We start from the raw sequence: 21,420 nt of genomic DNA on the forward strand, positions 1-21,420 counted from the left end.
CTTATGAACATCGATACTCGAGCATATGTGGCCTTGGCGTTGCTCTTGTCAGCACTCATTGCGGGGTGCGCAAAACAGATCGAGCCTCAAACGGTCGTCCGCCCGGTGCGCGTGTTCAGGGTCGGGGATCACCAGGTAGCGGGCAACCAGGAGAGCTATGCTGCTGAAGTCAAAGCGCGCTACGAGACTAAGCTTTCCTTCCGCGTTCCCGGAAAAGTCGTCGCCCGCCGCGTCGAGATCGGCGATCGGGTCCGCAAAGGGCAGCTCCTTGCGCAACTCGACCCGGTCGACTACCAGCTCGCTTCCAAGAGCCTCGCTTCGCAGCTTGCAGCGGCGCGCACCGAACGCGATTTCGCCAAGGATGATCTGGTTCGTTATCGCGAACTCCTGGAGCTTAAGTACATCAGCCAGGCTGAGTATGACCGGCGTGAAACGGCCTATAAAACAGCCAATGATCGCGTAGAAGCACTGCAGTTTCAGCTCAGTCAAGCGAACAACCAGATAACTTACACGAATCTTTACGCTGATCGAGATGGCGTGGTGACCGCCCTTGATATGGAAACCGGACAAGTTGTCGGCGTGGGTCAGGTGATCATGAGGATCGCCCAGCTCGACTACAGAGAAGTCGTGATCAACATTCCGGAGCATCGCATTGCCAAGCTACGCAATGCGACCGAGGTGGCCGTGGTCCTCTGGGCCGACGGAGACCAGCGCATCAAGGGCCGAATCCGGGAGATTTCGCCCGGAGCAGATCCCGCAAGCCGGACTTATACCGTGAAGGTATCGCTGCTGGAAGGCAACGACCTCGCCCGGCTCGGCATGACCGCGACGGTGTATTTTCCTTCGACCCAAACAAGCGAGCCCGCCATTCCTTTGGCGGCGGTATTTCAACCGCAGAATAACCCGATGCAGACCCGAGTGTGGCTAGTGGATGAGCGGACGAAAACTGTCAGGTCCGTTCTGGTCAAGCTTGGCGCGCCGGTGGCCAATCAGCAGGTGACTGTCAGTGGCCTTACACCAGGGCAAACCGTGGTCAGCGCCGGCGCAACACGCCTGTTGGAAGGACAGGCTGTAAGAATCCTCGGTGGGGAAAACGCACAGGAGCTGGACCCTACGAGCCTCAAACATGTCGCCTCTGGTCCTGCATCACAGGCAGCGGGTGAAGTCAAATGAAGCGCTTCAACCTCACCGAATGGGCGCTGAACTACCGCCAGTTTACCGGGTTCATGATTGTGTTGCTGGTGTTGGGCGGCGCGTTCGCTTATTTCCGCCTCGGCCAGCGCGAAGACCCCGATTTTACCTTCCGCGTTATGGTGGTGAAAACGTTCTATCCAGGCGCCACCGCACGCGAAGTGGAGCAAGAGGTCACCGATCGGCTCGAGAAAAAAATCCAGGAATTACCTAATCTCGACTATCTGAACAGCTATTCCAAGCCTGGTGAGTCGACGATCTTTGCTACCTTGCGGCAGGACGTGCCACGCACGGAGGTACCAGGTCTCTGGTACGACGTACGCAAGAAAATTGGCGACATCCGCCTCACGTTGCCACCGGGTGTGATCGGTCCTTTCTTCAATGACGAGTTCGGAGACACCTACAGCATCATCTACGCGTTCTCCGCCGAAGGTTTTAACTACGCCGAATTAAAAGACTTTGTCGATTCAGCCAGGCAACAACTTCTGCGCGTGAAAAGTGTGGAAAAAGTCGATCTCATCGGCGCGCAGGACGAGAAAATCTATGTCGAGTTCTCTGATAAACGGCTCGCCGAACTTGGCCTCGATGCCCGGCAAATCGCCGCAGCATTACAGACGCAAAACGCGCTCACACCTGCAGGCGATATCTTTACTCCGCTTCGCAACCTGCCCCTGCGGATCTCCGGCAAGTTTGATACCGTCGAGAGCATCGAAAACCTCCCCGTTCGTCTCAACGGCAGCACCTTCCGCGTCGCGGACGTCGCCAAGGTCACGCGCGGCTATATCGACCCGCCCGAATTCAAGATGAGATTCAACGGCAAGAATGTCATCGGTCTCGGCGTGACCATGAACAAGAAAAGCGATGTCCTCGAACTAGGCAAGGAACTCGAGGCGAAGATGGCGAAAATCAAAGCCGAGTTGCCAGTCGGCATCGAGTTCGAGCAAGTCGCCGACCAGCCCCGTGTAGTGAAAACTGCTGTCGGCGAGTTCATGCGCACGTTTTTGGAAGCGGTCGTCATCGTGTTGATCGTGAGCTTCCTGAGCCTCGGCTTTCGCACCGGGACGGTGGTTGCGTTTACCGTGCCTCTCGTGCTCGCAGGCACGTTCCTCATGATGCTGTTGTTCGGTATTGACCTGCACCGCATCTCCTTGGGCGCCTTGATCCTCGCTCTCGGATTGCTGGTGGATGATGCAATAATCGCGGTGGAGATGATGGCGCGCAAGATGGAGGAAGGCTGGGACCGCTTTCGCGCCGCCACCCATGCTTACAGCACGACCTCTTTCCCAATGTTGACCGGGACCCTGGTGATGGTTGCCGGCTTCCTGCCCGTGGGGCTTGCCCGCTCCAATGCCGGCGAATACACCGTGGCCATCTTCCAAGTGACCGCCATCTCACTGCTGCTGTCTTGGATTGGCGCAGTTGTTTTTACCCCTTTCATCGGCTGGTATCTCCTAAAGGCCAAGAAGCGCACTGTCGGCGAGCCACATGAAATTTTTAATACGCCGTTCTACAACCGCCTGCGCCGGTTGGTTGATTGGTGCGTCGCGCATCGTTACAAGGTAATCGTTGCCACGGTGGCGTTGTTCGCGGTCGGTATGGTGGCGTTCATCCACCTGCCGCAGCAGTTCTTCCCGCTCTCCAACCGACCGGAAGTAATCGTCGACATGTGGCTGCCCGAAGGCTCCAGCTTTGCGCAGACTGAAGCGGCGGCGAAGCGTTTCGAGGCAATTCTTGCCAAGGACAAGGAAATCGCCCATTACGCTGCCTACATTGGTGGCGGCACGCCGCGGTTCTTTCTGCTCATTTCCCAGGAACTCGCCAACACTAACCTAGCGCAGTTCGTGGTGATGACTAAGGACAACGTCGCCCGTGAGCGGGTAATGAAGCGTATCCGCGAAGTATTTGCTAACGACTTTCCTGAAGTGCGCGCCCGTGTGGGTCGCCTAAATGTGGGCCCGCCGTTCGAGTATCCCGTGGTGTTTCGCATACTCGGCGAAGACCCGCAAGTTGTTCGCCAGATCGCAGAAAAGGTGAAACAGGTTATGCGCGCCAATCCCAATACCGTGGATGTAAATGACGATTGGCACGATCGAATTCCCTCGGTGAGACTTACCCTCGACCAGGAAAAATCCCGCGCATTAGGTATAACGACAGAAGATCTTTCCCGAGCGCTGCAAGCGCACTACACCGGCATTCCCGTAGGTCAATTCCGCGAGCGTGACAAGTTGATCGATATTGTTTGGCGGGCACAAGCCGATCAACGGGTTGCACCAAACGAGTTGCCGGATGTGGCAATTCAGACTGGTAACGGAAAGTCGGTCCCGTTGTCGCAACTTGTAAAGATGGAAGCCACGTTCGAAGAAGGAGTGATCTGGCGGCGCAACCGCTTCCCGGCAATTTCCGTGCGCACCGATGTGGTTGACGGCGTGCAAGGACCGGATGTGGCACGGCAGATCGAGTTGGCGTTGAAACCGGTCATGGAGCAATTACCACCCGGCTACAACGTTGAGACAGGCTCAGCGCTCGAGGACAGCAGAATCGCGCAAAAATCAATCCTGCTGTGGATCCCATTAGTCGTGGTAGCGACACTGGTCCTGCTCATGATCCAGCTACATAACATCGCGCGCACCATGCTGGTGTTTATCACCGCACCCCTGGGTGTAATCGGTGCCGGTTTTACCTTACATCTGTTCCGCATGCCGTTCGGGTTTGTGGCGCTGCTCGGCATCATCGCGCTCGCCGGGATGATCATGCGCAATTCCGTGATCCTTGTCGACCAGATTGAGCATGACGAAAAAGCGGGGCGCAATACCTGGACTGCGATCGTCGAATCCACAGTGCGTAGATTCCGGCCGATCATGCTGACAGCATCCGCCGCTATCCTTGCGATGATTCCGCTCTCGCGTAGTGACTTCTTCGGCCCGCAGGCGATCGCCATTATGGGTGGTTTAACCATTGCCACTGTGCTCACAATCTTTTTTCTGCCTGCACTCTACGCCGCCTGGTTCCAGGTGAAGCGAGCACCGCGCAAGCCAGGCGAAGACAGCTTAACAACGCCGTCGCAAGCAAAAGGGAGTGCGCTGCCGGAACCGGTGTTGACGGTAACGAGAGGCGCGTTATGAAGCGAACCTTTCGGCTATCTGCGGTCCTTCTCGCTTCCGTGTGGCTTGGCGGGTGTTCAATCACTCCAGTACGCGACAAGGTGTCAGTCAATGTTCCCGCCCATTGGAGCAATGCGCTTAAAGCAGAAAATGCGGCAACCACGCAGGACCTCGCGCGCTGGTGGAAAGATTTCAACGATCCGTTGCTCGACGACCTCGTTACCAGAGCGCTCGCAGCGAACCACGATCTGAAGATTGCTGCGGCGCGGGTTCGCGAAGCCCGCGCCTTCGAGACGGTAGCAGAGTCGGTGTTATATCCAACCATTGATGCGACCGCGAGTGCCGGTCGCAACAAATCGTTCGAACGGCTTCCAAAGCCGCCTATCGGGACAACATGGACCGTCGGCCTTGAGGCCGGTTGGGAAATTGACTTGTTCGGCGGTAACCGGTTCGATGCGAAAGCGGCATCGGCGCAAGCGCGGGCTTTGGAAGAAGCGCGCCACGCGGTGCAAGTTGGCCTCCTTGCGCAGGTCGCTACCAACTACCTGGAGTTGCGCGGCGCACAAAAGCAGACCGCTATACTGAAAGAAAACATCGCGGTGCAGCGCGAGCAATTGCGGTTGCTCGAAGCGCGCTACCGCGCAGGTCTCGCTACAGAACTTGATATCGCAAGGCAACAAGAACTCCTCCATACGAGCGAAGGCGCGCTCCCACTACTTGCGAACGTGACGGCAACGCTCATTCATCGACTCGGTGTGCTACTGGGGGAGCCGCCGGCCAATCTTGAGGCATTACTCGGACCGCCCGCGCCCCTGCCCTCGGCACTGCCGAAGATACCGGGTCTCTTGCCTTCCGACTTGTTCGCGCAACGCCCGGATATCAGGCGTGCGCAGGCTGAAGTAGTGGCTGCCGCTGCAAAACTTGGTTCCGCGAAAACGGATCTGTTCCCCAAGTTCTTCCTGTCCGCGAGCGGCGGTCGAAGCGCACTCGATCTTAGCCCGCTGCCACTTGCCACCGGCAACGTCTTTGCACTCGGGCTTGGGCTTGTCGAGCCGCTCTTCAATGCGGGAAGAATTAGAGCCAACATCGAAGCGGTAGATGCCCGTTTGTCACAAGTCGCTGCGAGTTACGAGAAGACATATCTCACTGCTTTGGAAGATGTCGAGGATGCCTTTGTTGCGCACACGACGGCGCGCGGGCGTCGTGATGAACTCACGCAAGCAGCAGAAGCAGCCGCACGTGCGGAACACCTGGCGCAGGAGTTCTACAAACGCGGTGTCACAGACTTTCTTGCGGTGCTCGATTCGGAGCGGAGAAAGCTAACGGCCGAAGACGATCGAGTCAAAGCTGAGACCGCGGTTTCTGTGTCCATGGTGTCGCTCTACCGCGCTTTCGGCGGGGGTTGGGTAACAGAGGACGAGACAATCGTGAAAACACAGTAAGCAGCAGAGTTGACTTTATTTCCCGTGTAAGTTGAAAGAGGGTTGTCGTGAATCCGATTTTGTTTTTGCATAAAACCGGCCGTTTTGTAGGCTACCTAGTACTTGTTGCTTGGAGCTTGTTCGCACAAGCGGCCTCTTTCGATTCCCCGGTAGGTTTGTGGATGATGATCGATGATCGGACCGGTACGCCTCGCGCACTGGTCCGGATAACTGAAACCAACGGCGAGTTCCAGGGGACGATTGAAAAAGGCCTGCGCCTAGGTGAGGATGAAAATACCGTCTGTGAGAAATGCGAAGGTTCCAGGCACGATCAGCGGCTGTTCGGCATGGCCATCGTCACCGGAATGAGGAAGCAAGGAGACGTATATGCTGGCGGGGAGATCCTCGATCCTGACAACGGAAAGGTTTATCGTTGCAAGATGACCCTGGAAGACAGTGGGACCAAGCTCCAAGTGCGTGGGTTCGTCGGGGTATTTTTGTTTGGGCGGACACAGACGTGGGTCCGGATCGAGTAGCTTTGTGGTACGAGCTGCCTCCACACCCAGTACCAACGTTTATTTGCTTGAGAACGCCAAAGATGATTCGAAATTCGAGTAAATTAATTGTGCTGATATCGTGCTCAGTCTTCCCAGTGGAAAACGTGATCAACCACAATTTACCTAGACAATGATATTGGCCAGCGTTGGTAATTTGTTAATAAAAAATGCATCTTAAATTGCGTCTACGACTTTTAATCAGTTGGTTTGGTTGGCAAGCCGTTCTATCCTTTCTTGTCGACCCCTTTCACTTGCGTGATTGGAAGTTAAATCGAACGCTACGTGTCCAATCTGTGCAAGAGTGATACTGGATGTGCCACAATTGTGCCATGCTGAGGCTGTTTTCGAAGTTGGCAAGCGTTGCAAGTTATTGAAATAATAAACATTTAAACTTCTAAATCCGCCTCCGAAGCCAAAGGTCACTGGTTCGAATCCAGTAGGGCGCGCTAAGTTTTAACGTTTTATCACCGGCAGGCACGCGCGGCCGCCGGGCAAATCGACGACTTCCACCGGCACGCCATACAACGTTTCCAGATTTGAAGCGGTAATCACCTCACTCGGCTTTCCGGTTCCAATCACCCGGCCTTCGCGCAGCATCATCACTCGTTGCGCGCAGGCAAAGGCTTCGTCGGGATGATGCGTCGAAAATACCACCCCGATGCCGCTTGCCGCGATACGCAAGAGTATTTCCAGCACCCGCGCCCGATTGCCGAAGTCCAGGCTGGCGGTGGGTTCGTCGAGCACGATGAGGCACGCCCCCTGCGCCAGGGCGCGCGCAATCAGCGTGAGCTGGCGCTCGCCGCCGCTGATGCGCGTGTAGATGTTGTGCGTCAAATGCGTAAGTCCCAGCGTCGCGATGGCTGCATGCGCCTTCTCGCGGTCTTGCACCGAGGGGCTGGCGAACAATCCGACGTGCGCGGTGCGGCCCATCAGCACGATTTCTTCAACGGTAAAAGCAAAAGCGCCTTCGTGAGACTGCGGCACGTAGGCCAGCGCTTGCGCGAGTTCGGCGCGCGGCCATTCGGCGAGTTCCCTGCCGTCGAGCAGAATCCGGCCCGCTTTCGCGCGCAACAGGCCCAGCAGCGTGCGAAATAGCGTGGTCTTGCCGCTGCCGTTGGGGCCGAGCACGCACAACGCTTCACCGGCGCTAAGCGAAAAACTCAGCCCTTCGCCGATGACGCGCTGCGGGTAGCCGTAAGTCAGATTTTCGGCGATGAGCTGCATAGGTTAATGCCAACCCCGGCGCGCGGTTGCCAATATCCATACAAAAAACGGCGTGCCGATTAACGCCGTTAGTACCCCGGGAGGAATTTCGATATTCGCCGCGGTACGCGCGAGCGTATCTACGCCCAGCATGAACGCCGCGCCCAACAGCAGCGACATCGGCATGGCCTTGGCGAAATCGGGGCCGACCAGCATGCGCGCGATATGCGGCATGAGCAGTCCAATCCAGCCGATGATGCCGGAGATGGCGACGCTGGCCGCGGTCATCAGCGTGGCCGCGACAATCACGATAAAGCGCATGCCGGTGGCATTGACGCCGAGCGCCCTTGCTTCGTCATCGGATAGCGAAAGCAGGTTGATGCGCCAACGCAGGAGATACAGCGGCGCCAATCCCAGCGCAATCAATGGCGCGGCCACCATGAGGTCGGAAGGCGCAATTGCGGCAAGGCTGCCCATCAGCCAGAACGTGATGGCGGGCAATTGGTTGTAGGGGTCGGCGAGATACTTGAGCAGCGCGATGAAGCTGCCAAGCAGCGTACCGATCACCACGCCGGTCAAAATCAGCGTAAGCAACGCGTCATGACCGCGCACCGAGGAACTGATGGCATAAACGAGCCCCACTGCGGCCAACCCGCCCATAAACGCAAAAAACTGAATCATGACGATGTTTTTTGAAAGGAAGATGCCAAGCACCGCGCCGAGCGCCGCGCCGGACGACACGCCGAGGATGTCGGGCGAGACCAGCGGATTTTTAAACATGCTCTGGTAAGAGGAACCGGCGGCAGCGAGCCCCGCACCCACGAGCAGCGCGGCGGCGATGCGCGGCGCGCGGATTTGCCAGATTACCGCGTCGGTGTTGACGGGCAGAGTGACGGAAACGCCAAACAGCTTCGCCGCAAGCGCGGCGAGAACATCGCCGGTCGAAACTGGAAATTTGCCGAGCCAGAAAGCGAACAACACCAGAACCAGCGTCAGGCCCAATGCGCCGGCATAAAGCCAAGCAAAGCCGCGTGACGTGGTCATTTTTACATTTCCGGATTCAGCAGCGCTTCGACTTCGCTGTCACCGGGTTCGCGGTGATAAAACAGGCGGTAGAAAGTCTTCACTTTTGGCTTGAGGTCATCCTTGAAAGTTTCCGGATAGAGAATTTTGGCCAGCCACTGCGCGCCGATTAAACGGTTAGGGCCGAGCGGAAAATCAAACCAGCCGTAAGGCAGATGCGGCGAAAGATAAACGCGCTTGGCGCGCACCGCCGTCAGGCTTGCCCAGCGCGGATCCAGCCGCACGGTATAGTGGTAAAACGCTTCGTCCGTTGTGACGATAATGTCGGGGTTCCATGCCAGCACCTGCTCGAAGGAAACATTGGTAAGGCCGCTCGAAATCTCGCTTTTCCCGGCGACATTTTCCGCGTTGAGGAGTTCCAGCGCTTCCACGTTAATCGAGCCTTCGAGCGCAGTGGTCAAACCGTTGGCGCCGCGTGCATATTAAACCCGCGGCCGCTTGGTTACTGACACTTTCGCGATCCTGTTGCGAATTTCGGCAAGCATCCGTTCCACATAATCGGCGAGCGCATCGCCTCGCGCTTTTTCGCCGACGGCTTCGCCCAGCGCGCGAAATGATTTTGCCGTTTCCGAGAGCCTGCCGTCGAGTAAGAGATAGGGAATGCCGGTCTGCGTTTCCACTTTCTGCGCCAGTGAGACGAAAGTCGGCGCGGTGGAGCCGGCGTCAACAATCAGGTCGGGTTTCGCCGCAAGCACCACTTCCACGTTGGCGGTGTTGCCGCGGCCGGTAAGCCGGCCGAGTTCCGGCAAATTCGCATATTGCGACGGCAGAAACGCTGCTTCATCGGGACGCATCGCCCGCGTCCAGCCGATGAGCTTTTCCGGCGCGATCGCAAACACAAACACCGAAGCAGGCGGGCCGACGGCGTAAACCCTTTTCACTTCCGCCGGCAGCGCTATCTCGCGCCAGGTTGCATCCGTGACATGCCGCCCGCCGGCTGCGCAAGCCAGGCTGGCTAAGGCAAGGAGAAAAAAAGCGGCAAGCCGCAACACCATCAATCGCATGGGATAGGCAAAAACTGCGGAATTGGCCGAAGGATTTTTCGCTTAAATGGAGCAAACTGTATCACGACGCTTCTGCCATTAAAAGATAACGGAGGCGCCGGAGCAGATCTACGGGCCGGAAATGAGTGAAACTAACTGGTGATTTTAATGGGCACGACAGGCATGCCGAATCGGTACCCCGTCGGTATGGGCGCTGGAAGATTGCCGGGATCGGTCATCAGCTTAAGCGCTTGGCGGTCATCGCGCGCGAAACTTTGGATACTGGAGCACGGCCGAGAAAGTTGGAAATAAACAAGCCGGTATCTATCAGCTTGTCGAGATTCACGCCGGTTTCAATTCCCAGGCCATTCAACATGTATAGCACATCTTCGCTAGCGACATTGCCCGAAGCGCCTTTGGCATAAGGACAGCCGCCTAGTCCTGCTACTGAACTATCGATGACCGAAATCCCGCATCCGAGCGCGGCGTAGATATTTGCCAGCGCTTGGCCGTAAGTATCGTGAAAATGCCCCGCGAGCTTTTCCACCGGCACTCTTTCGGCAACCGTTTCAAGCATGGCTTTGGTCTTGCCGGGCGTGCCGACGCCGATGGTGTCGCCGAGCGAAATTTCGTAGCAACCCATGCCGTAGAGCAGTACCGCCACATCGGCGACCTTATTGGGCGAAACTTGGCCTTCATATGGGCAGCCGAGCACGCATGAGATGTAGCCGCGCACGCGAATGTTTTTTGCTTGCGCCGCTTCGCACACTGCGCTGAAGCGTTCCAATCCTTCCGCAATCGAGCAGTTGGTGTTTTTTTGCGAGAAGGCTTCGGAAGCCGCGCTGAATACCGCAATTTCCTCGGCGCCCGCGGCAAGCGCGGCTTCAAAGCCTTTCATGTTGGGAACCAGCACCGGATAGCTCACGCCGGGCTGGCGCTTGATGCCGGCCATGACCTGGGCGTTGTCCGCCATTTGCGGCACCCATTTTGGTGAAACGAAGCTCGTCGCTTCCACCACCGCCAACCCGGCATCGGCCAGATGCTCGATAAGTTCGATCTTGATCGGAGTCGGAACATTGGCGGCCTCGTTCTGCAACCCGTCGCGCGGCCCCACCTCGACCATTTTCACGTGTTGCGGCAAATTCATTCGCCTGCCCCGCCGGTTTCAAAAGCAATCAACTCCGCGCCTTCGCTCACCTCCGCGCCTTGGGATAGTGTATCTGTTTTATGCGGCCTTGCACCGGCGCGGTGACGGTGTGCTCCATTTTCATTGCTTCCAAAATTATCAGCGCCGCACCTCGGTTAGCACGCTGGCGTCGGCGGAGTCGCCGATGGTGCCAATTATGCCGCCATGAAAGAAACCGTGTGGTTGCGAAAGATCACGCTTGTAGGGAAGACGGATTTCGCAATAGCCTGGGCCGAGCCCCCATCCCGCACCCAAGTAGGCCATCATCTGCTGGCGAAAGAAGCTGCCACGTAGCGCTCTTTACAATTAGGGTCAACTGCTTGAAATATCTTCATTTTTCACTAACGTAGTCGGACCAAGCTTGGAATCATAGTAAGCTACGTTTACGTAAACGTAAATCATGCTGGTTCTTTAACCTACTCCTGTTTTTCCAGGATTCTTTTGCATTGGGCTTCGAGCATGTCGATTTCGGACAATACCGCCTCAATGTCCTTTTTCTTTTCTTCGAGCATGGTGCGCTTCTGCGCCAGTATTTTCAGGTATTGCTTGAGTTGCGCTTTCTCTCCCTGGGCCGAGGCATATAAATCGAAAAACTCTTTTATTTCTCCTAGAGAAAACCCCAGTCGCTTACCGCGCAATATGAGTTTAAGCCGAACCCGGTCGCGCTTGCTGTAAACGCGGTTGCGACCGTCGCGGGAAGGGACAAGGAGTCCCTGATCTTCATAGAAACGGATAGCGCGGGTGGTGAGTTCAAACTCTTTAGCGAGGTCGGTAATGGTGAAAGTACTCATTAGTTTTCACCCCAAAAGGTAAAGAAACAGTTACAATATACACTGCCTTTTACGTAAACGTAAAGTGATGAATAAGGCTGTGGCCCAAACGGGTGTTCTTCGCCATGGGAGAGACCATCACGCACCTGGATCACCTCATGCTCGCGGCGATGTGCGTAGACTTGACGGTGATGACGGCGTGTATCGCTTTGCCCGTGTACAGTAACGCTGTGGCTGAACGCGAGGTTTCATAAGGAAATGATTGATGAGCGCACAACAGACAATTTCAACTGACCCGGCGCAGCTTTCTAAGGCCTATGTCGACATAGCGCAGCGGAGCCAGCAAATGGTTTCCGAGTTCCTCAAGCGCCACGCGGTCGCCAATCTCGGCACAGCGGATGAACTGGGCATTGGCAAAGCGTTTCTTGATCTCACCGCGAAAATGATAGCCGATCCCTTCAGGCTCGCCGAAATGCAGTGGAAAATGTGGCAGGATTACATGGCGCTGTGGCAGGGATCAGTGATGAAAATGATGGGGCAGAATGCCGAGCCGGTGGCCGAACCCGATCCCGCAGACCGGCGCTTCAAGGATGAGGCCTGGCAGCAGAATTTCTTGTTCGACTACATCAAGCAGTCTTATTTGATTGCGGCACGTCACCTGCATGGCGCGGTGGCGAACGTCGAAGGTTTGGATGAGCAGACCACCAAGAAGGTGAATTTCTTCACGCGCCAGTTCATCGACGCGCTTTCGCCGACCAATTTTGTGCTCACCAACCCCGAAGTCCTGCGTGAAACAGTGGGGACAGGCGGCCAGAACCTGGTCAAGGGCCTAAAAAACCTGCTTGAAGACATGGAGCGTGGCGACCACAAGCAACTGCGCATTAAGATGACCGATCTCGATGCCTTCAAGCTGGGCGAAAACGTCGCCACCACCAAAGGCAAAGTAGTGTACCAAAATGAGCTGATGCAGCTTCTCCAATATCAGCCGACCACCGAAAAAGTCTATCAGCGGCCGCTGCTGATTATTCCGCCGTGGATCAACAAGTTTTACATCCTGGATCTGCGCGAGAACAATTCCTTCATCAAGTGGGCGGTGGATCAGGGGCATACCGTGTTCGTGATTTCCTGGGTCAATCCGGATGCAAAACTCGCGCACAAGAATTTCGAGGATTACCTGCTGGAAGGAACGATGGCGGCGCTGGACGCCATCGAAAAAACCACCGGCGAAAAGGAAATCAACGCCATCGGCTACTGCCTTGGGGGCACGCTGCTCGCGGCGACGCTCGGTTACATGGTGGCCAAGAAAGAGAATCGCATTGCCAGCGCCACTTTCTTTGCTACCCTGATTGACTTCAGCGAACCCGGCGAGCTGGGCGTGTTCGTGGACGAGCAGCAGGTGAGCGCGCTGGAGAAAAAAATGGAGGAACGCGGCTATCTCGAAGGCTCGGAGATGGCGACCACCTTTAACATGCTGCGTTCGAACGATTTGATCTGGTCGTTCGTGGTGAATAATTATTTGCTCGGCAAGGACCCGTTCCCGTTCGATCTGCTGTTCTGGAATTCGGACTCCACCCGCATGCCGGCGAAAATGCACGGTTATTATCTGCGCAACATGTACATCAGGAATCTGCTGAAAGAGCCGGGCGGGCTGACGCTTGCCGGTGAGCCGATTGATTTAAGCAAAGTGAAAACACCGGCGTACTTCCTGTCCACCGTAGAAGACCATATCGCGCCATGGAAAACCACTTATGCCGGCACCAATCTTTTCGCCGGACCGGTGAAATTTGTATTGGGCGGGTCAGGCCATATCGCCGGCGTAATCAATCCGCCTGTCGCCAACAAATACGGTTATCGCACCAATGCCAAACTTGCCACAGACGTGGATTCATGGCTGAAAAGTGCCAAGCAAAATGAAGGCTCATGGTGGCCGGATTGGGATAAGTGGGTGGAGAAATTTGGCGGCGAGAAGGTCGCACCGCGCATCCCCGGCAAAGGCAAGCTCAAGGTGCTGGAAGATGCGCCGGGCTCCTACGTGAAATTCCGGCTGGATGCCAACAAAACCTAACGCCGCAAGGTAACGGGCGCACTAAAGGGCAAATTCAAACTGACGCACTACCGAAATCCCAGCAAGACGTTTACCCTTATGTGTTGGTGTTATAATTTTATTTTTTGTTTCTTTCACCACAAGTGGAGGATACGTCAGCAAACCTTAACCAAAGGTGGTCACTATGGACAGATTCCCTGATCACGATCCCCAAGAAACGCAGGAATGGCTGGAGGCACTGGGAGCCGTTCTTGAGCGGGAGGGTCCCGACCGCGCGCATTATCTCCTGGAACGGCTCATCGAGAAAGCGCGCCGCTCGGGCGCTTACCTTCCCTACAGCGCCAACACCGCCTATATCAACACCATCCCCGCGGCAAAGGAAGAGCATTCTCCCGGCAACCATGAGCTGGAACACCGCATCCGTTCCTACGCGCGCTGGAACGCGCTTGCCATGGTGCTGCGCGCGAACAAGAACACTAATGTCGGCGGCCACATTGCAAGCTTTGCTTCCGCCGCCACGCTTTACGACGTTGGCTACAACCACTTCTGGCACGCGCCGTCTGAAAAACACGGCGGCGACCTGGTTTACGTGCAAGGCCACTCGGCGCCGGGCATTTACGCCCGCGCATTCATGTTGGGAAGGCTCACCGAAGAGCAGCTCGACAACTTTCGCCAGGAAGTGGGCGGCAAGGGCCTGTCCTCCTATCCCCATCCGTGGCTGATGCCCGATTTCTGGCAGTTTCCCACCGTCTCGATGGGACTTGGCCCGCTGATGGCGATTTACCAGGCCCGCTTCATGAAATACCTGCATGATCGCGGCGTCGCCAACACCGAGGAGCGCAAGGTCTGGTGCTTTGTCGGCGACGGCGAAGTGGACGAGCCGGAATCCATGGGCGCCATCGGCATCGCCGCGCGCGAGAAGCTCGACAACCTGATTTTCGTGGTGAACTGCAATCTGCAGCGCCTCGATGGGCCGGTGCGCGGCAACGGCAAAATCATCCAGGAATTGGAAGCGGACTTTCGTGGCGCCGGCTGGAACGTGATTAAACTCATCTGGGGCAGTTACTGGGACCCGCTGCTGGCCAAGGACACCAAGGGGCTTTTGCAAAAGCTCATGGATGAATGCGTGGACGGTGAATACCAGACCTTCAAGTCCAAAGACGGGGCTTACGTGCGTAAGTATTTCTTCGGCAAATATCCCGAGCTTTTGGAGATGGTCGCCAACATGACCGACGACGACATCTGGCGCTTGAACCGTGGCGGCCACGACCCGCACAAGATTTACGCCGCCTACAGCGCGGCGGTGAAGCACAAGGGCCAGCCCACGGTGATACTCGCCAAGACGGTCAAGGGTTACGGCATGGGCGAGGCCGGCGAATCGCAAAACATCACTCATCAGCAGAAGAAGATGGGCACAATTTCCCTCAAATCCTTCCGCGACCGTTTCAATCTGCCGATTCCCGACGACAAAATCGAGGAAGTGCCTTATCTGAAATTCGAGGAGGACTCGCCCGAGCTCAACTACATGCGCGAGCACCGCATGTCGCTGGGCGGTTATCTGCCCTCGCGCCGCCGCAAGGCGGAGCCGCTGGAAGTGCCGGGGCTCGCGGCCTTCGATTCCTTGCTCAAAGCCACCACCGAAGGGCGCGAAGCTTCCACCACTATGATGTTTGTGCGTCTTCTGAACATTCTGGTCAAGGACAAGAACATCGGCAAGCGCATCGTGCCCATCGTTCCCGACGAATCGCGCACCTTCGGCATGGAGGGCATGTTCCGCCAACTGGGCATCTGGTCCTCGGTGGGCCAGCTCTACACGCCGCAGGACGCCGACCAGCTCATGTTCTACAAGGAAGACAGGAACGGGCAGATTCTGCAGGAAGGCATCTGCGAAGCGGGCGGCATGTCGTCGTGGATCGCCGCCGGGACTTCTTACAGCATGCACGGCGTATCGATGGTCCCGTTCTACATTTTTTATTCGATGTTCGGCTTCCAGCGCATAGGTGACCTGGCCTGGGCGGCGGGCGATTCCCGCGCGCGCGGCTTTTTGCTTGGCGGCACCGCCGGGCGCACCACCTTGAATGGCGAAGGCCTGCAGCACGAGGACGGCCACAGCCATTTGATTGCTTCCACCATTCCCAATTGCGTTTCCTATGATCCGACTTTTGCTTATGAGCTCGCCGTGATTATGCAGGACGGGCTGCGCCGCATGTACAAGGAGCAGGAAGACGTCTTTTATTACCTTACCCTGATGAACGAAAATTACCCGCATCCGGCCATGCCCAAGGGTGCTGAAGAGGGGATACTGAAAGGCCTGTATCTTTTCAGCGAAGCGAAAGCGGACCAGAAAACGCCGAAAGTGCAGCTCATGGGCAGCGGCACGATTTTGCGCGAAGTGATCGCGGCGGCGGAATTACTGCAAAAAGATTTCGGCGTTGCCGCCGACATTTGGAGCGTGACCAGCTTCAACGGGCTGCGGCGCGAGGGGATGGATGTGCAGCGCTGGAATCTGCTGCATCCGGAGGCCAAGCCGCGCCTGAGCTATGTCGAAACCTGCATGAAAGATCGCCGCGGGCCGGTTATTGCCGCGACCGATTACATGAAGGTTTACGCCGATCAGATCCGCGCCTTCCTGCCCAGGCATTATCTGGTGCTGGGCACCGACGGCTTTGGTCGTTCCGACACCCGTGAGCAGCTGCGCAAGTTCTTCGAGGTGGACCGCCGCAATGTCACAGTGGCGGCGTTGAAAGCGCTCGCCGATGAAGGCATCGTGCCCGCATCCAAGGTCACTGAGGCCATCAAGAAGTACGGCATTGATCCCGACAAACCCAATCCCGCCACGGTTTAACTAGGAAAATGGGTGCAGTAAAAGACGTGCTAGTGCCGGACATCGGCGACTTCAAGAACGTTCCTGTTATCGAGGTGCTGGTCAAGCCCGGAGATGCGGTAAGCAAGGAAGATCCGCTGCTCACGCTGGAGTCGGACAAGGCCACCATGGACATTCCTTCTCCCTACAGCGGAGTGGTGAAAGCGCTGAAAGTGAAAGTGGGCGACAAGGTTTCTGAAGGTTCGGTGGTGCTTGCGATTGAAGCCAACGAGGAAGCTGCAGTCGCCGCGGCAGCGCCGGCAAAAGTCGTCGAAACTGTCGCCGCGCTCCCAACCTATCGCTCCCTCGAAATGAGTGAGGGGGAAGTCGTTCCTTCCTCCTTGATGCAAGAAAGTAAGGGCGGGGGGAAACAGCTGCCACCGCCCACGCTGCCGCAGATGCCGGAACGTATGCACCTTCCTCACGCCAGCCCCTCGGTGCGCCGCTTCGCGCGCGAGCTGGGTGTTAATCTCGATCCAGTCAGCGGTTCCGGGCCGAAGAGCCGCATCCTCAAGGAAGATGTGCAGGCCTATGTAAAGGGCGAGCTGTCGCGACCGCGTGGCGGCGCAGGTTTTGCGCTTCCGGAAATGCCGCAGGTGGATTTCGCCAAGTATGGCCCCGTCGAATCCAAGCCGCTGTCACGCATCAAGAAGCTTTCCGGCGCCAATCTTCACCGTAACTGGGTGAGCATTCCGCATGTGACGCAGCACGATGAAGCCGACATCACCGACCTCGAAGCCTTCCGCAAGTCAAACAGCGCGGAAACCGAAAAGCAGGGCTTCAAGCTCACCATGCTGTCGTTTTTAATCAAGGCTTGCGTGACTGCGCTGAAAGCACATCCGGAATTCAACGCATCGCTGGACAAAAGCGGCGAGAACCTTGTGCTCAAAAAGTATTACCACATCGGTGTGGCGGTGGACACGCCCGACGGTCTGGTAGTGCCGGTGATACGTGACGCCGATCGCAAAGGCGTGTTTGATCTGGCGCGCCAGCTTGCTGAAATCAGCAAGCGGGCGCGGGATAAAAAACTCTCGCCCGCAGAAATGCAGGGCGGATGTTTTTCAATTTCGAGCCTGGGCGGCCTCGGCGGCACGGCGTTTACGCCCATCATCAACGCGCCCGAGGTGGCGATACTGGGCGTTTCCAAGGCGCAATTGAAGCCGGTGTACCAGAATGGCCAATTGGTGCCGCGACTGCTGCTGCCGCTCTCGCTTTCCTACGACCATCGCGTGATTGACGGCGCCGCCGCCGCTCGCTTCACCACTTATCTCTGCTCGGTACTTTCCGACATCCGCCGCCTGCTGCTGTAGTGAACGCGTTAAACCCTATCGGCATTTTGGGCGGCACGTTTGACCCGGTGCATTACGGCCATCTCACGCTTGCCGCTGAAGTCGCCGAACAACTCAACCTTGCCGAAGTGCGTTTCATCCCGGCAGGCACGCCGCCGCATCGCCCCGCCCCCCTTGCATCGCCTAAAGCGCGTGTAGATATGCTGCAATTGGCGATTTCCGGAAACCCGCGGTTTTCTGTGGATCAGCGGGAAATCTCTCGCACGAGCGCCCGCTATACCGTCGATACCCTGAGCGAGCTGCGCCAAGAGGTGGGCGCTTCACGTCCGCTGTGTTTGCTGCTTGGAACCGATGCCTTTGCCGGGCTTGCGACCTGGCGGCGCTGGGAAAAGCTGTTTAACCTTGCCCATGTCGCCATCGCGTTGCGGCCGGGATTCTCGCTTAAGGATTTGCCGCCGGTGCTCGCTGCGGAATTCGCCAAACGCCGTGCTCCGTCGCCGCGCACCGCAGTCAGCAGCCCTTGCGGCAGCATCGTGGTTCTGGAAATCACGCCGGTGGATATATCGGCCTCCATGATTCGGGAACAACTGGCCGAGGGTGCAACGGTGCGCGATTGGCTTCCCCCGGCGGTTCTCGACTATATTCGGATTAATCATTTATATACTGGAGGCGGATGAGAATCGATAGAATGGTAAAAGCTACGGTCGCGGCGCTGGAAGACATCAAGGCGCGCGATATCTTGGTGCTGGATGTGCGCAAGATGACTTCGCTGTGCGACCACATGATTATCGCCAGCGCCGATTCGGGCCGGCAGAGCAAGGCGCTTTCCAGCAATGTGCAGGAGAAACTCAAGGCGCTGGGCGTCAAAGTTTACGGCGTGGAAGGGGAAGAGACCGGCAATTGGGTGCTGGTGGACCTCGGCAATGTGGTGGTGCACATCATGCAACCCAAGGTTCGCACTTATTACAATCTCGAGCAATTGTGGGGTGGTGAGCATAAGCCTGTGCGGCGCCGTCGCAAAGCCGCCGCGGTTTAGGCCAGGCGGCGATGAAACTTTGGATCATCGCGGTGGGCGATAAAATGCCGGCCTGGGTTGGGGCGGGTTTTTCCGAATACGCAAAGCGCATGCCGCCGGAAGCGCGGGTGCAGCTCATCGAAATCAAGCCGGAAAAACGTGGAGCGGGGAAAAGCATCCAGCAAGTTCTGGAAGCGGAAAAGGGTCGCATTCTTGCCGCCCTGCCGCGCAACGGCCGGCGCGTGGTGCTCGATGAAAAGGGCAAGACGCTGAGCACGGTGCAGCTGGCCCAGAGTCTTGCGCGCTGGATGCAGGCGGGGCGCGATGTGGGGTTTGTCATCGGCGGCGCCGACGGCCTGGATAATGAAATCAAGGCTTCCGCCGACATGTGGCTTTCGCTTTCCGCCATGACGCTGCCGCACGCGCTGGCACGCGTGGTGCTGGCCGAACAGCTCTACCGCGCGGTGTCGTTGCTGCACAATCACCCTTATCATCGCCGGTAATCAACAAAATGAAACGTCCCGACCAGCACCTATACCTCGCTTCGAGGAGCCCCAGAAGGCGCGAGTTGTTAAAACAGATCGGCGTGAATTTCGAGGTCGTGCTGTTTCGGGAATACCTTGTACGCGGTGCCGACGTGGACGAATCGCCCCATCCCGGCGAGCCCCCGGGAGATTATGTGAAGCGCATCGTGCGCGCCAAGGCCGAAGCCGGCTGGTCGTCAGTCATTCGAAGAAGGCTGCGGCACTTCCCGGTGCTGGCGGCGGATACCACAGTGGCGCTGGGCGGGAAAATCATCGGCAAGCCGGAAAATCGCGAACATGCGGTGAGGATCTTGAAGGAGCTTTCAGGGCAAATCCATCAAGTGCTGACCGCGGTGGCGATGAAGCTGGAGGGCAGGCTGGAACTGCGCCTGTCCGTGACATCAGTGCGCTTTCGCGAGCTCAAGGACCAGGAAATTCTGAACTACGTCGCCACCGGCGAGCCGCTCGACAAGGCGGGCGGCTACGCGATCCAGGGTTTGGCCGCGGCATTTATTGCGGAAATTGACGGAAGCTACTCGGGCATCATGGGTCTGCCGTTGTTCGAGACGGCAGAATTAATGCGGGAATTCGGATACCAGGTGCTGTGAGCGAAGACATTCTAATTAACGTTACCCCCCAGGAGACGCGCGTTGCGGTGATGGGGCAGGGCGTGGTACAGGAGCTGCACATCGAGCGGGTGAGCGGCCGCGGCCTGGTCGGCAACATTTACTGCGGCGAGGTCTGTCGCGTGCTGCCCGGCATGCAGTCGGCGTTCGTCGAAATCGGCCTCGACCGTGCGGCGTTCCTGCATGTGGCGGACATCTGGGGGCAATGGCAAAACGGCGAAGAGCCGAAGCCCATCGAAAGATTGCTGCACGAGGGGCAGAAGCTTTTAGTGCAGGTGATTAAAGATCCCATCGGCAGCAAGGGGGCGCGGCTTTCCACGCAAATCAGCGCGGCCGGGCGCATGCTGGTATACCTGCCGCAGGAAACGCATATTGGCATTTCGCAGCGCATCGAGGATGAGGAAGAGCGCGCCCATCTGCGCGACAAGCTGCAGCAGCTTCTGCCGCAGGACCAAAGCGGCGGCTTCATCATTCGCACCATGGCCGAAACCGCAAGCGAGCGCGAGCTGCTCGCCGACATCGAGTACTTGCGCAAGCTGTGGAACGGGATTCAGGAACAAGCGCAATCGGCGCCGCCGAGGACGCTGCTCTATCAAGACCTTACCCTGAGCTTGCGCGTATTGCGCGATTTCGTGAGCGAAGATAGTGAACGGGTGGTGGTGGATTCGCGTGAGACTTTTCACAAAATGCAGTCGTTTGCACAGAATTACATGGACAATGTAGTGCCGCGCATCGAGCACTATACCGGCGAGCGCCCGCTGTTTGACCTTCACGGCGTGGAAGAGGAAATCCAGAAAGCGCTGGCGCGGCGCGTCGAGCTGAAATCCGGCGGTTATCTGATTATCGACCAGACCGAGGCGCTCACCACCGTGGATGTGAACACCGGCGGCTTTGTCGGCGGGCGCAATTTCGACGACACCATCTTCAAGACCAATCTCGAAGCGGCGCAAGTAATTGCGCGACAATTGAGGCTCAGAAATCTGGGCGGCATCATCATCATTGACTTCATCGACATGGACAACGAAGAGCATCGCAACGCGGTGCTGGCGGAATTCAGGAAGGCGTTGGCGCGCGACCGCACGCGCATGACGGTGAACGGCTTCACCGCCCTGGGTCTGGTGGAGATGACGAGGAAGCGCACGCGGGAGAGCCTCGCCCATGTGCTGTGCGAGCCGTGCCCGACCTGCCACGGGCGCGGCGAAGTGAAGACCGCGCAGACCGTGTGCTACGAAATCCTGCGCGAGCTGCTGCGTGAAGCGCGGCAGTTCAATGCGCGCGAGTACCGCATTCTCGCTTCACAGGATGTGATTGATCTGTTCCTCGACGAGGAGTCGCAAAGCCTGGCCATGCTCGGCGACTTCATCGGCAAGCCGGTCTCGCTTCAGGTGGAAACGCAGTACACGCAGGAACAGTACGATATCGTGCTGATGTGAGTTTAAGTTCGCCGGTGGGCGGCCGCGACACGGTCAGCGAAGCTTGGGGTGCGGAAGCGGCCGCATAAGCCTCAGGAAACAGTGTTTCTTGCAGCCGCTGCGCCTCGTCCCCGCACAAAGCTGCGCTCACC

General features: G+C 57.4%; 17 protein-coding genes and 1 pseudogene. 12 read left to right on the forward strand and 6 right to left on the reverse strand.

What is annotated here, in order from left to right; genetic code table 11:
- Nucleotides 1–3: 3 nt before the first annotated feature.
- From VHE58_04610 to VHE58_04625, 4 genes are read left to right on the forward strand one after another with little or no spacing between them, the layout of a single operon-like run.
- Nucleotides 4–1,173, forward strand: coding sequence for an efflux RND transporter periplasmic adaptor subunit (locus VHE58_04610; protein ID HVS26563.1), 1,170 nt, complete (start codon nucleotides 4–6; stop codon nucleotides 1,171–1,173).
- Nucleotides 1,170–4,313: an efflux RND transporter permease subunit gene (locus VHE58_04615; GenBank protein HVS26564.1), complete on the forward strand. Its 3,144-nt coding sequence runs from the start codon at nucleotides 1,170–1,172 to the stop codon at nucleotides 4,311–4,313. Before VHE58_04610 ends, VHE58_04615 begins: the two co-directional genes overlap by 4 nt.
- Nucleotides 4,310–5,734 (forward strand): TolC family protein, encoded by a 1,425-nt coding sequence (locus VHE58_04620; protein HVS26565.1) that lies wholly within the window; start codon nucleotides 4,310–4,312, stop codon nucleotides 5,732–5,734. The genes VHE58_04615 and VHE58_04620 overlap by 4 nt, the downstream gene beginning before the upstream one ends.
- Nucleotides 5,735–5,781: 47 nt before the next feature.
- On the forward strand, nucleotides 5,782–6,249 hold the full coding sequence (locus VHE58_04625) for a DUF2147 domain-containing protein (GenBank protein ID HVS26566.1): 468 nt from the start codon (nucleotides 5,782–5,784) through the stop codon (nucleotides 6,247–6,249).
- Between the two features lie 474 nt (nucleotides 6,250–6,723).
- On the opposite strand, the gene VHE58_04630 is transcribed toward VHE58_04625, so the two are convergent.
- The 6 genes and pseudogenes from VHE58_04630 to VHE58_04655 form a co-directional block, all read right to left on the reverse strand.
- Nucleotides 6,724–7,494: an ABC transporter ATP-binding protein gene (locus VHE58_04630; GenBank protein HVS26567.1), complete on the reverse strand. Its 771-nt coding sequence runs from the start codon at nucleotides 7,492–7,494 to the stop codon at nucleotides 6,724–6,726.
- A 3-nt stretch (nucleotides 7,495–7,497) separates the two neighbouring features.
- Nucleotides 7,498–8,517: an iron ABC transporter permease gene (locus VHE58_04635; GenBank protein ID HVS26568.1), complete on the reverse strand. Its 1,020-nt coding sequence runs from the start codon at nucleotides 8,515–8,517 to the stop codon at nucleotides 7,498–7,500.
- Nucleotides 8,518–8,519: 2 nt separating this feature from the next.
- Nucleotides 8,520–9,560, reverse strand: a pseudogene (locus VHE58_04640) (iron ABC transporter substrate-binding protein).
- 217 nt (nucleotides 9,561–9,777) lie between these two features.
- A complete protein-coding gene (locus VHE58_04645) occupies nucleotides 9,778–10,686 on the reverse strand; it encodes a hydroxymethylglutaryl-CoA lyase (GenBank protein ID HVS26569.1) in 909 nt (302 codons plus the stop codon).
- A gap of 138 nt (nucleotides 10,687–10,824) precedes the next feature.
- Nucleotides 10,825–10,992, reverse strand: coding sequence for a hypothetical protein (locus VHE58_04650; GenBank protein ID HVS26570.1), 168 nt, complete (start codon nucleotides 10,990–10,992; stop codon nucleotides 10,825–10,827).
- A gap of 149 nt (nucleotides 10,993–11,141) precedes the next feature.
- Nucleotides 11,142–11,516: a MerR family DNA-binding transcriptional regulator gene (locus VHE58_04655; protein ID HVS26571.1), complete on the reverse strand. Its 375-nt coding sequence runs from the start codon at nucleotides 11,514–11,516 to the stop codon at nucleotides 11,142–11,144.
- Between the two features lie 244 nt (nucleotides 11,517–11,760).
- On the opposite strand from VHE58_04655, the gene phaC reads away from it, so the two are divergent.
- From phaC to rng, 8 genes are all read left to right on the forward strand, one after another.
- Nucleotides 11,761–13,560, forward strand: a complete 1,800-nt coding sequence (gene phaC / locus VHE58_04660) for a class I poly(R)-hydroxyalkanoic acid synthase (GenBank protein HVS26572.1) — start codon at nucleotides 11,761–11,763, stop codon at nucleotides 13,558–13,560.
- Between the two features lie 163 nt (nucleotides 13,561–13,723).
- Nucleotides 13,724–16,384, forward strand: coding sequence for a pyruvate dehydrogenase (acetyl-transferring), homodimeric type (gene aceE, locus VHE58_04665; GenBank protein ID HVS26573.1), 2,661 nt, complete (start codon nucleotides 13,724–13,726; stop codon nucleotides 16,382–16,384).
- An 8-nt stretch (nucleotides 16,385–16,392) separates the two neighbouring features.
- Entirely contained in the window at nucleotides 16,393–17,712 is a 1,320-nt protein-coding gene (gene aceF, locus VHE58_04670) for a dihydrolipoyllysine-residue acetyltransferase (protein HVS26574.1), read from the forward strand.
- Nucleotides 17,712–18,368: a nicotinate-nucleotide adenylyltransferase gene (gene nadD / locus VHE58_04675; GenBank protein ID HVS26575.1), complete on the forward strand. Its 657-nt coding sequence runs from the start codon at nucleotides 17,712–17,714 to the stop codon at nucleotides 18,366–18,368. The genes aceF and nadD overlap by 1 nt, the downstream gene beginning before the upstream one ends.
- A complete protein-coding gene (gene rsfS / locus VHE58_04680) occupies nucleotides 18,365–18,727 on the forward strand; it encodes a ribosome silencing factor (GenBank protein ID HVS26576.1) in 363 nt (120 codons plus the stop codon). Before nadD ends, rsfS begins: the two co-directional genes overlap by 4 nt.
- Before the next feature lie 11 nt (nucleotides 18,728–18,738).
- Nucleotides 18,739–19,209 carry a 23S rRNA (pseudouridine(1915)-N(3))-methyltransferase RlmH gene (rlmH, locus tag VHE58_04685; GenBank protein HVS26577.1) on the forward strand — a complete coding sequence of 157 codons (471 nt, stop codon included), beginning with the start codon at nucleotides 18,739–18,741 and terminating at the stop codon, nucleotides 19,207–19,209.
- Between the two features lie 8 nt (nucleotides 19,210–19,217).
- A complete protein-coding gene (locus VHE58_04690; protein ID HVS26578.1) occupies nucleotides 19,218–19,838 on the forward strand; it encodes a Maf family protein in 621 nt (206 codons plus the stop codon).
- The gene (gene rng / locus VHE58_04695; GenBank protein ID HVS26579.1) at nucleotides 19,835–21,289 is read left to right on the forward strand and encodes a ribonuclease G; all 1,455 of its coding nucleotides are present in this window, start codon (nucleotides 19,835–19,837) and stop codon (nucleotides 21,287–21,289) included. The genes VHE58_04690 and rng overlap by 4 nt, the downstream gene beginning before the upstream one ends.
- Nucleotides 21,290–21,420: the final 131 nt, after the last annotated feature.

Source organism: Burkholderiales bacterium (assembly GCA_035543335.1).
Lineage (GTDB): Bacteria > Pseudomonadota > Gammaproteobacteria > Burkholderiales > JAHFRG01 > JAHFRG01.

What these genes read in the sequence shown, in the direction of transcription:
- VHE58_04630 (HVS26567.1), bottom strand. Translation starts at nt 7,494, where the DNA reads ATGCAGCTCATCGCCGAAAATCTGACTTACGGCTACCCGCAGCGCGTC.
- VHE58_04635 (HVS26568.1), bottom strand. Translation starts at nt 8,517, where the DNA reads ATGACCACGTCACGCGGCTTTGCTTGGCTTTATGCCGGCGCATTGGGC.
- aceF (HVS26574.1), top strand. Translation starts at nt 16,393, where the DNA reads ATGGGTGCAGTAAAAGACGTGCTAGTGCCGGACATCGGCGACTTCAAG.
- rsfS (HVS26576.1), top strand. Translation starts at nt 18,365, where the DNA reads ATGAGAATCGATAGAATGGTAAAAGCTACGGTCGCGGCGCTGGAAGAC.
- VHE58_04615 (HVS26564.1), top strand. Translation starts at nt 1,170, where the DNA reads ATGAAGCGCTTCAACCTCACCGAATGGGCGCTGAACTACCGCCAGTTT.
- VHE58_04645 (HVS26569.1), bottom strand. Translation starts at nt 10,686, where the DNA reads ATGAATTTGCCGCAACACGTGAAAATGGTCGAGGTGGGGCCGCGCGAC.
- aceE (HVS26573.1), top strand. Translation starts at nt 13,724, where the DNA reads ATGGACAGATTCCCTGATCACGATCCCCAAGAAACGCAGGAATGGCTG.
- VHE58_04650 (HVS26570.1), bottom strand. Translation starts at nt 10,992, where the DNA reads ATGATGGCCTACTTGGGTGCGGGATGGGGGCTCGGCCCAGGCTATTGC.
- VHE58_04690 (HVS26578.1), top strand. Translation starts at nt 19,218, where the DNA reads ATGAAACGTCCCGACCAGCACCTATACCTCGCTTCGAGGAGCCCCAGA.
- VHE58_04655 (HVS26571.1), bottom strand. Translation starts at nt 11,516, where the DNA reads ATGAGTACTTTCACCATTACCGACCTCGCTAAAGAGTTTGAACTCACC.
- VHE58_04610 (HVS26563.1), top strand. Translation starts at nt 4, where the DNA reads ATGAACATCGATACTCGAGCATATGTGGCCTTGGCGTTGCTCTTGTCA.
- phaC (HVS26572.1), top strand. Translation starts at nt 11,761, where the DNA reads ATGAGCGCACAACAGACAATTTCAACTGACCCGGCGCAGCTTTCTAAG.
- rlmH (HVS26577.1), top strand. Translation starts at nt 18,739, where the DNA reads ATGAAACTTTGGATCATCGCGGTGGGCGATAAAATGCCGGCCTGGGTT.
- VHE58_04620 (HVS26565.1), top strand. Translation starts at nt 4,310, where the DNA reads ATGAAGCGAACCTTTCGGCTATCTGCGGTCCTTCTCGCTTCCGTGTGG.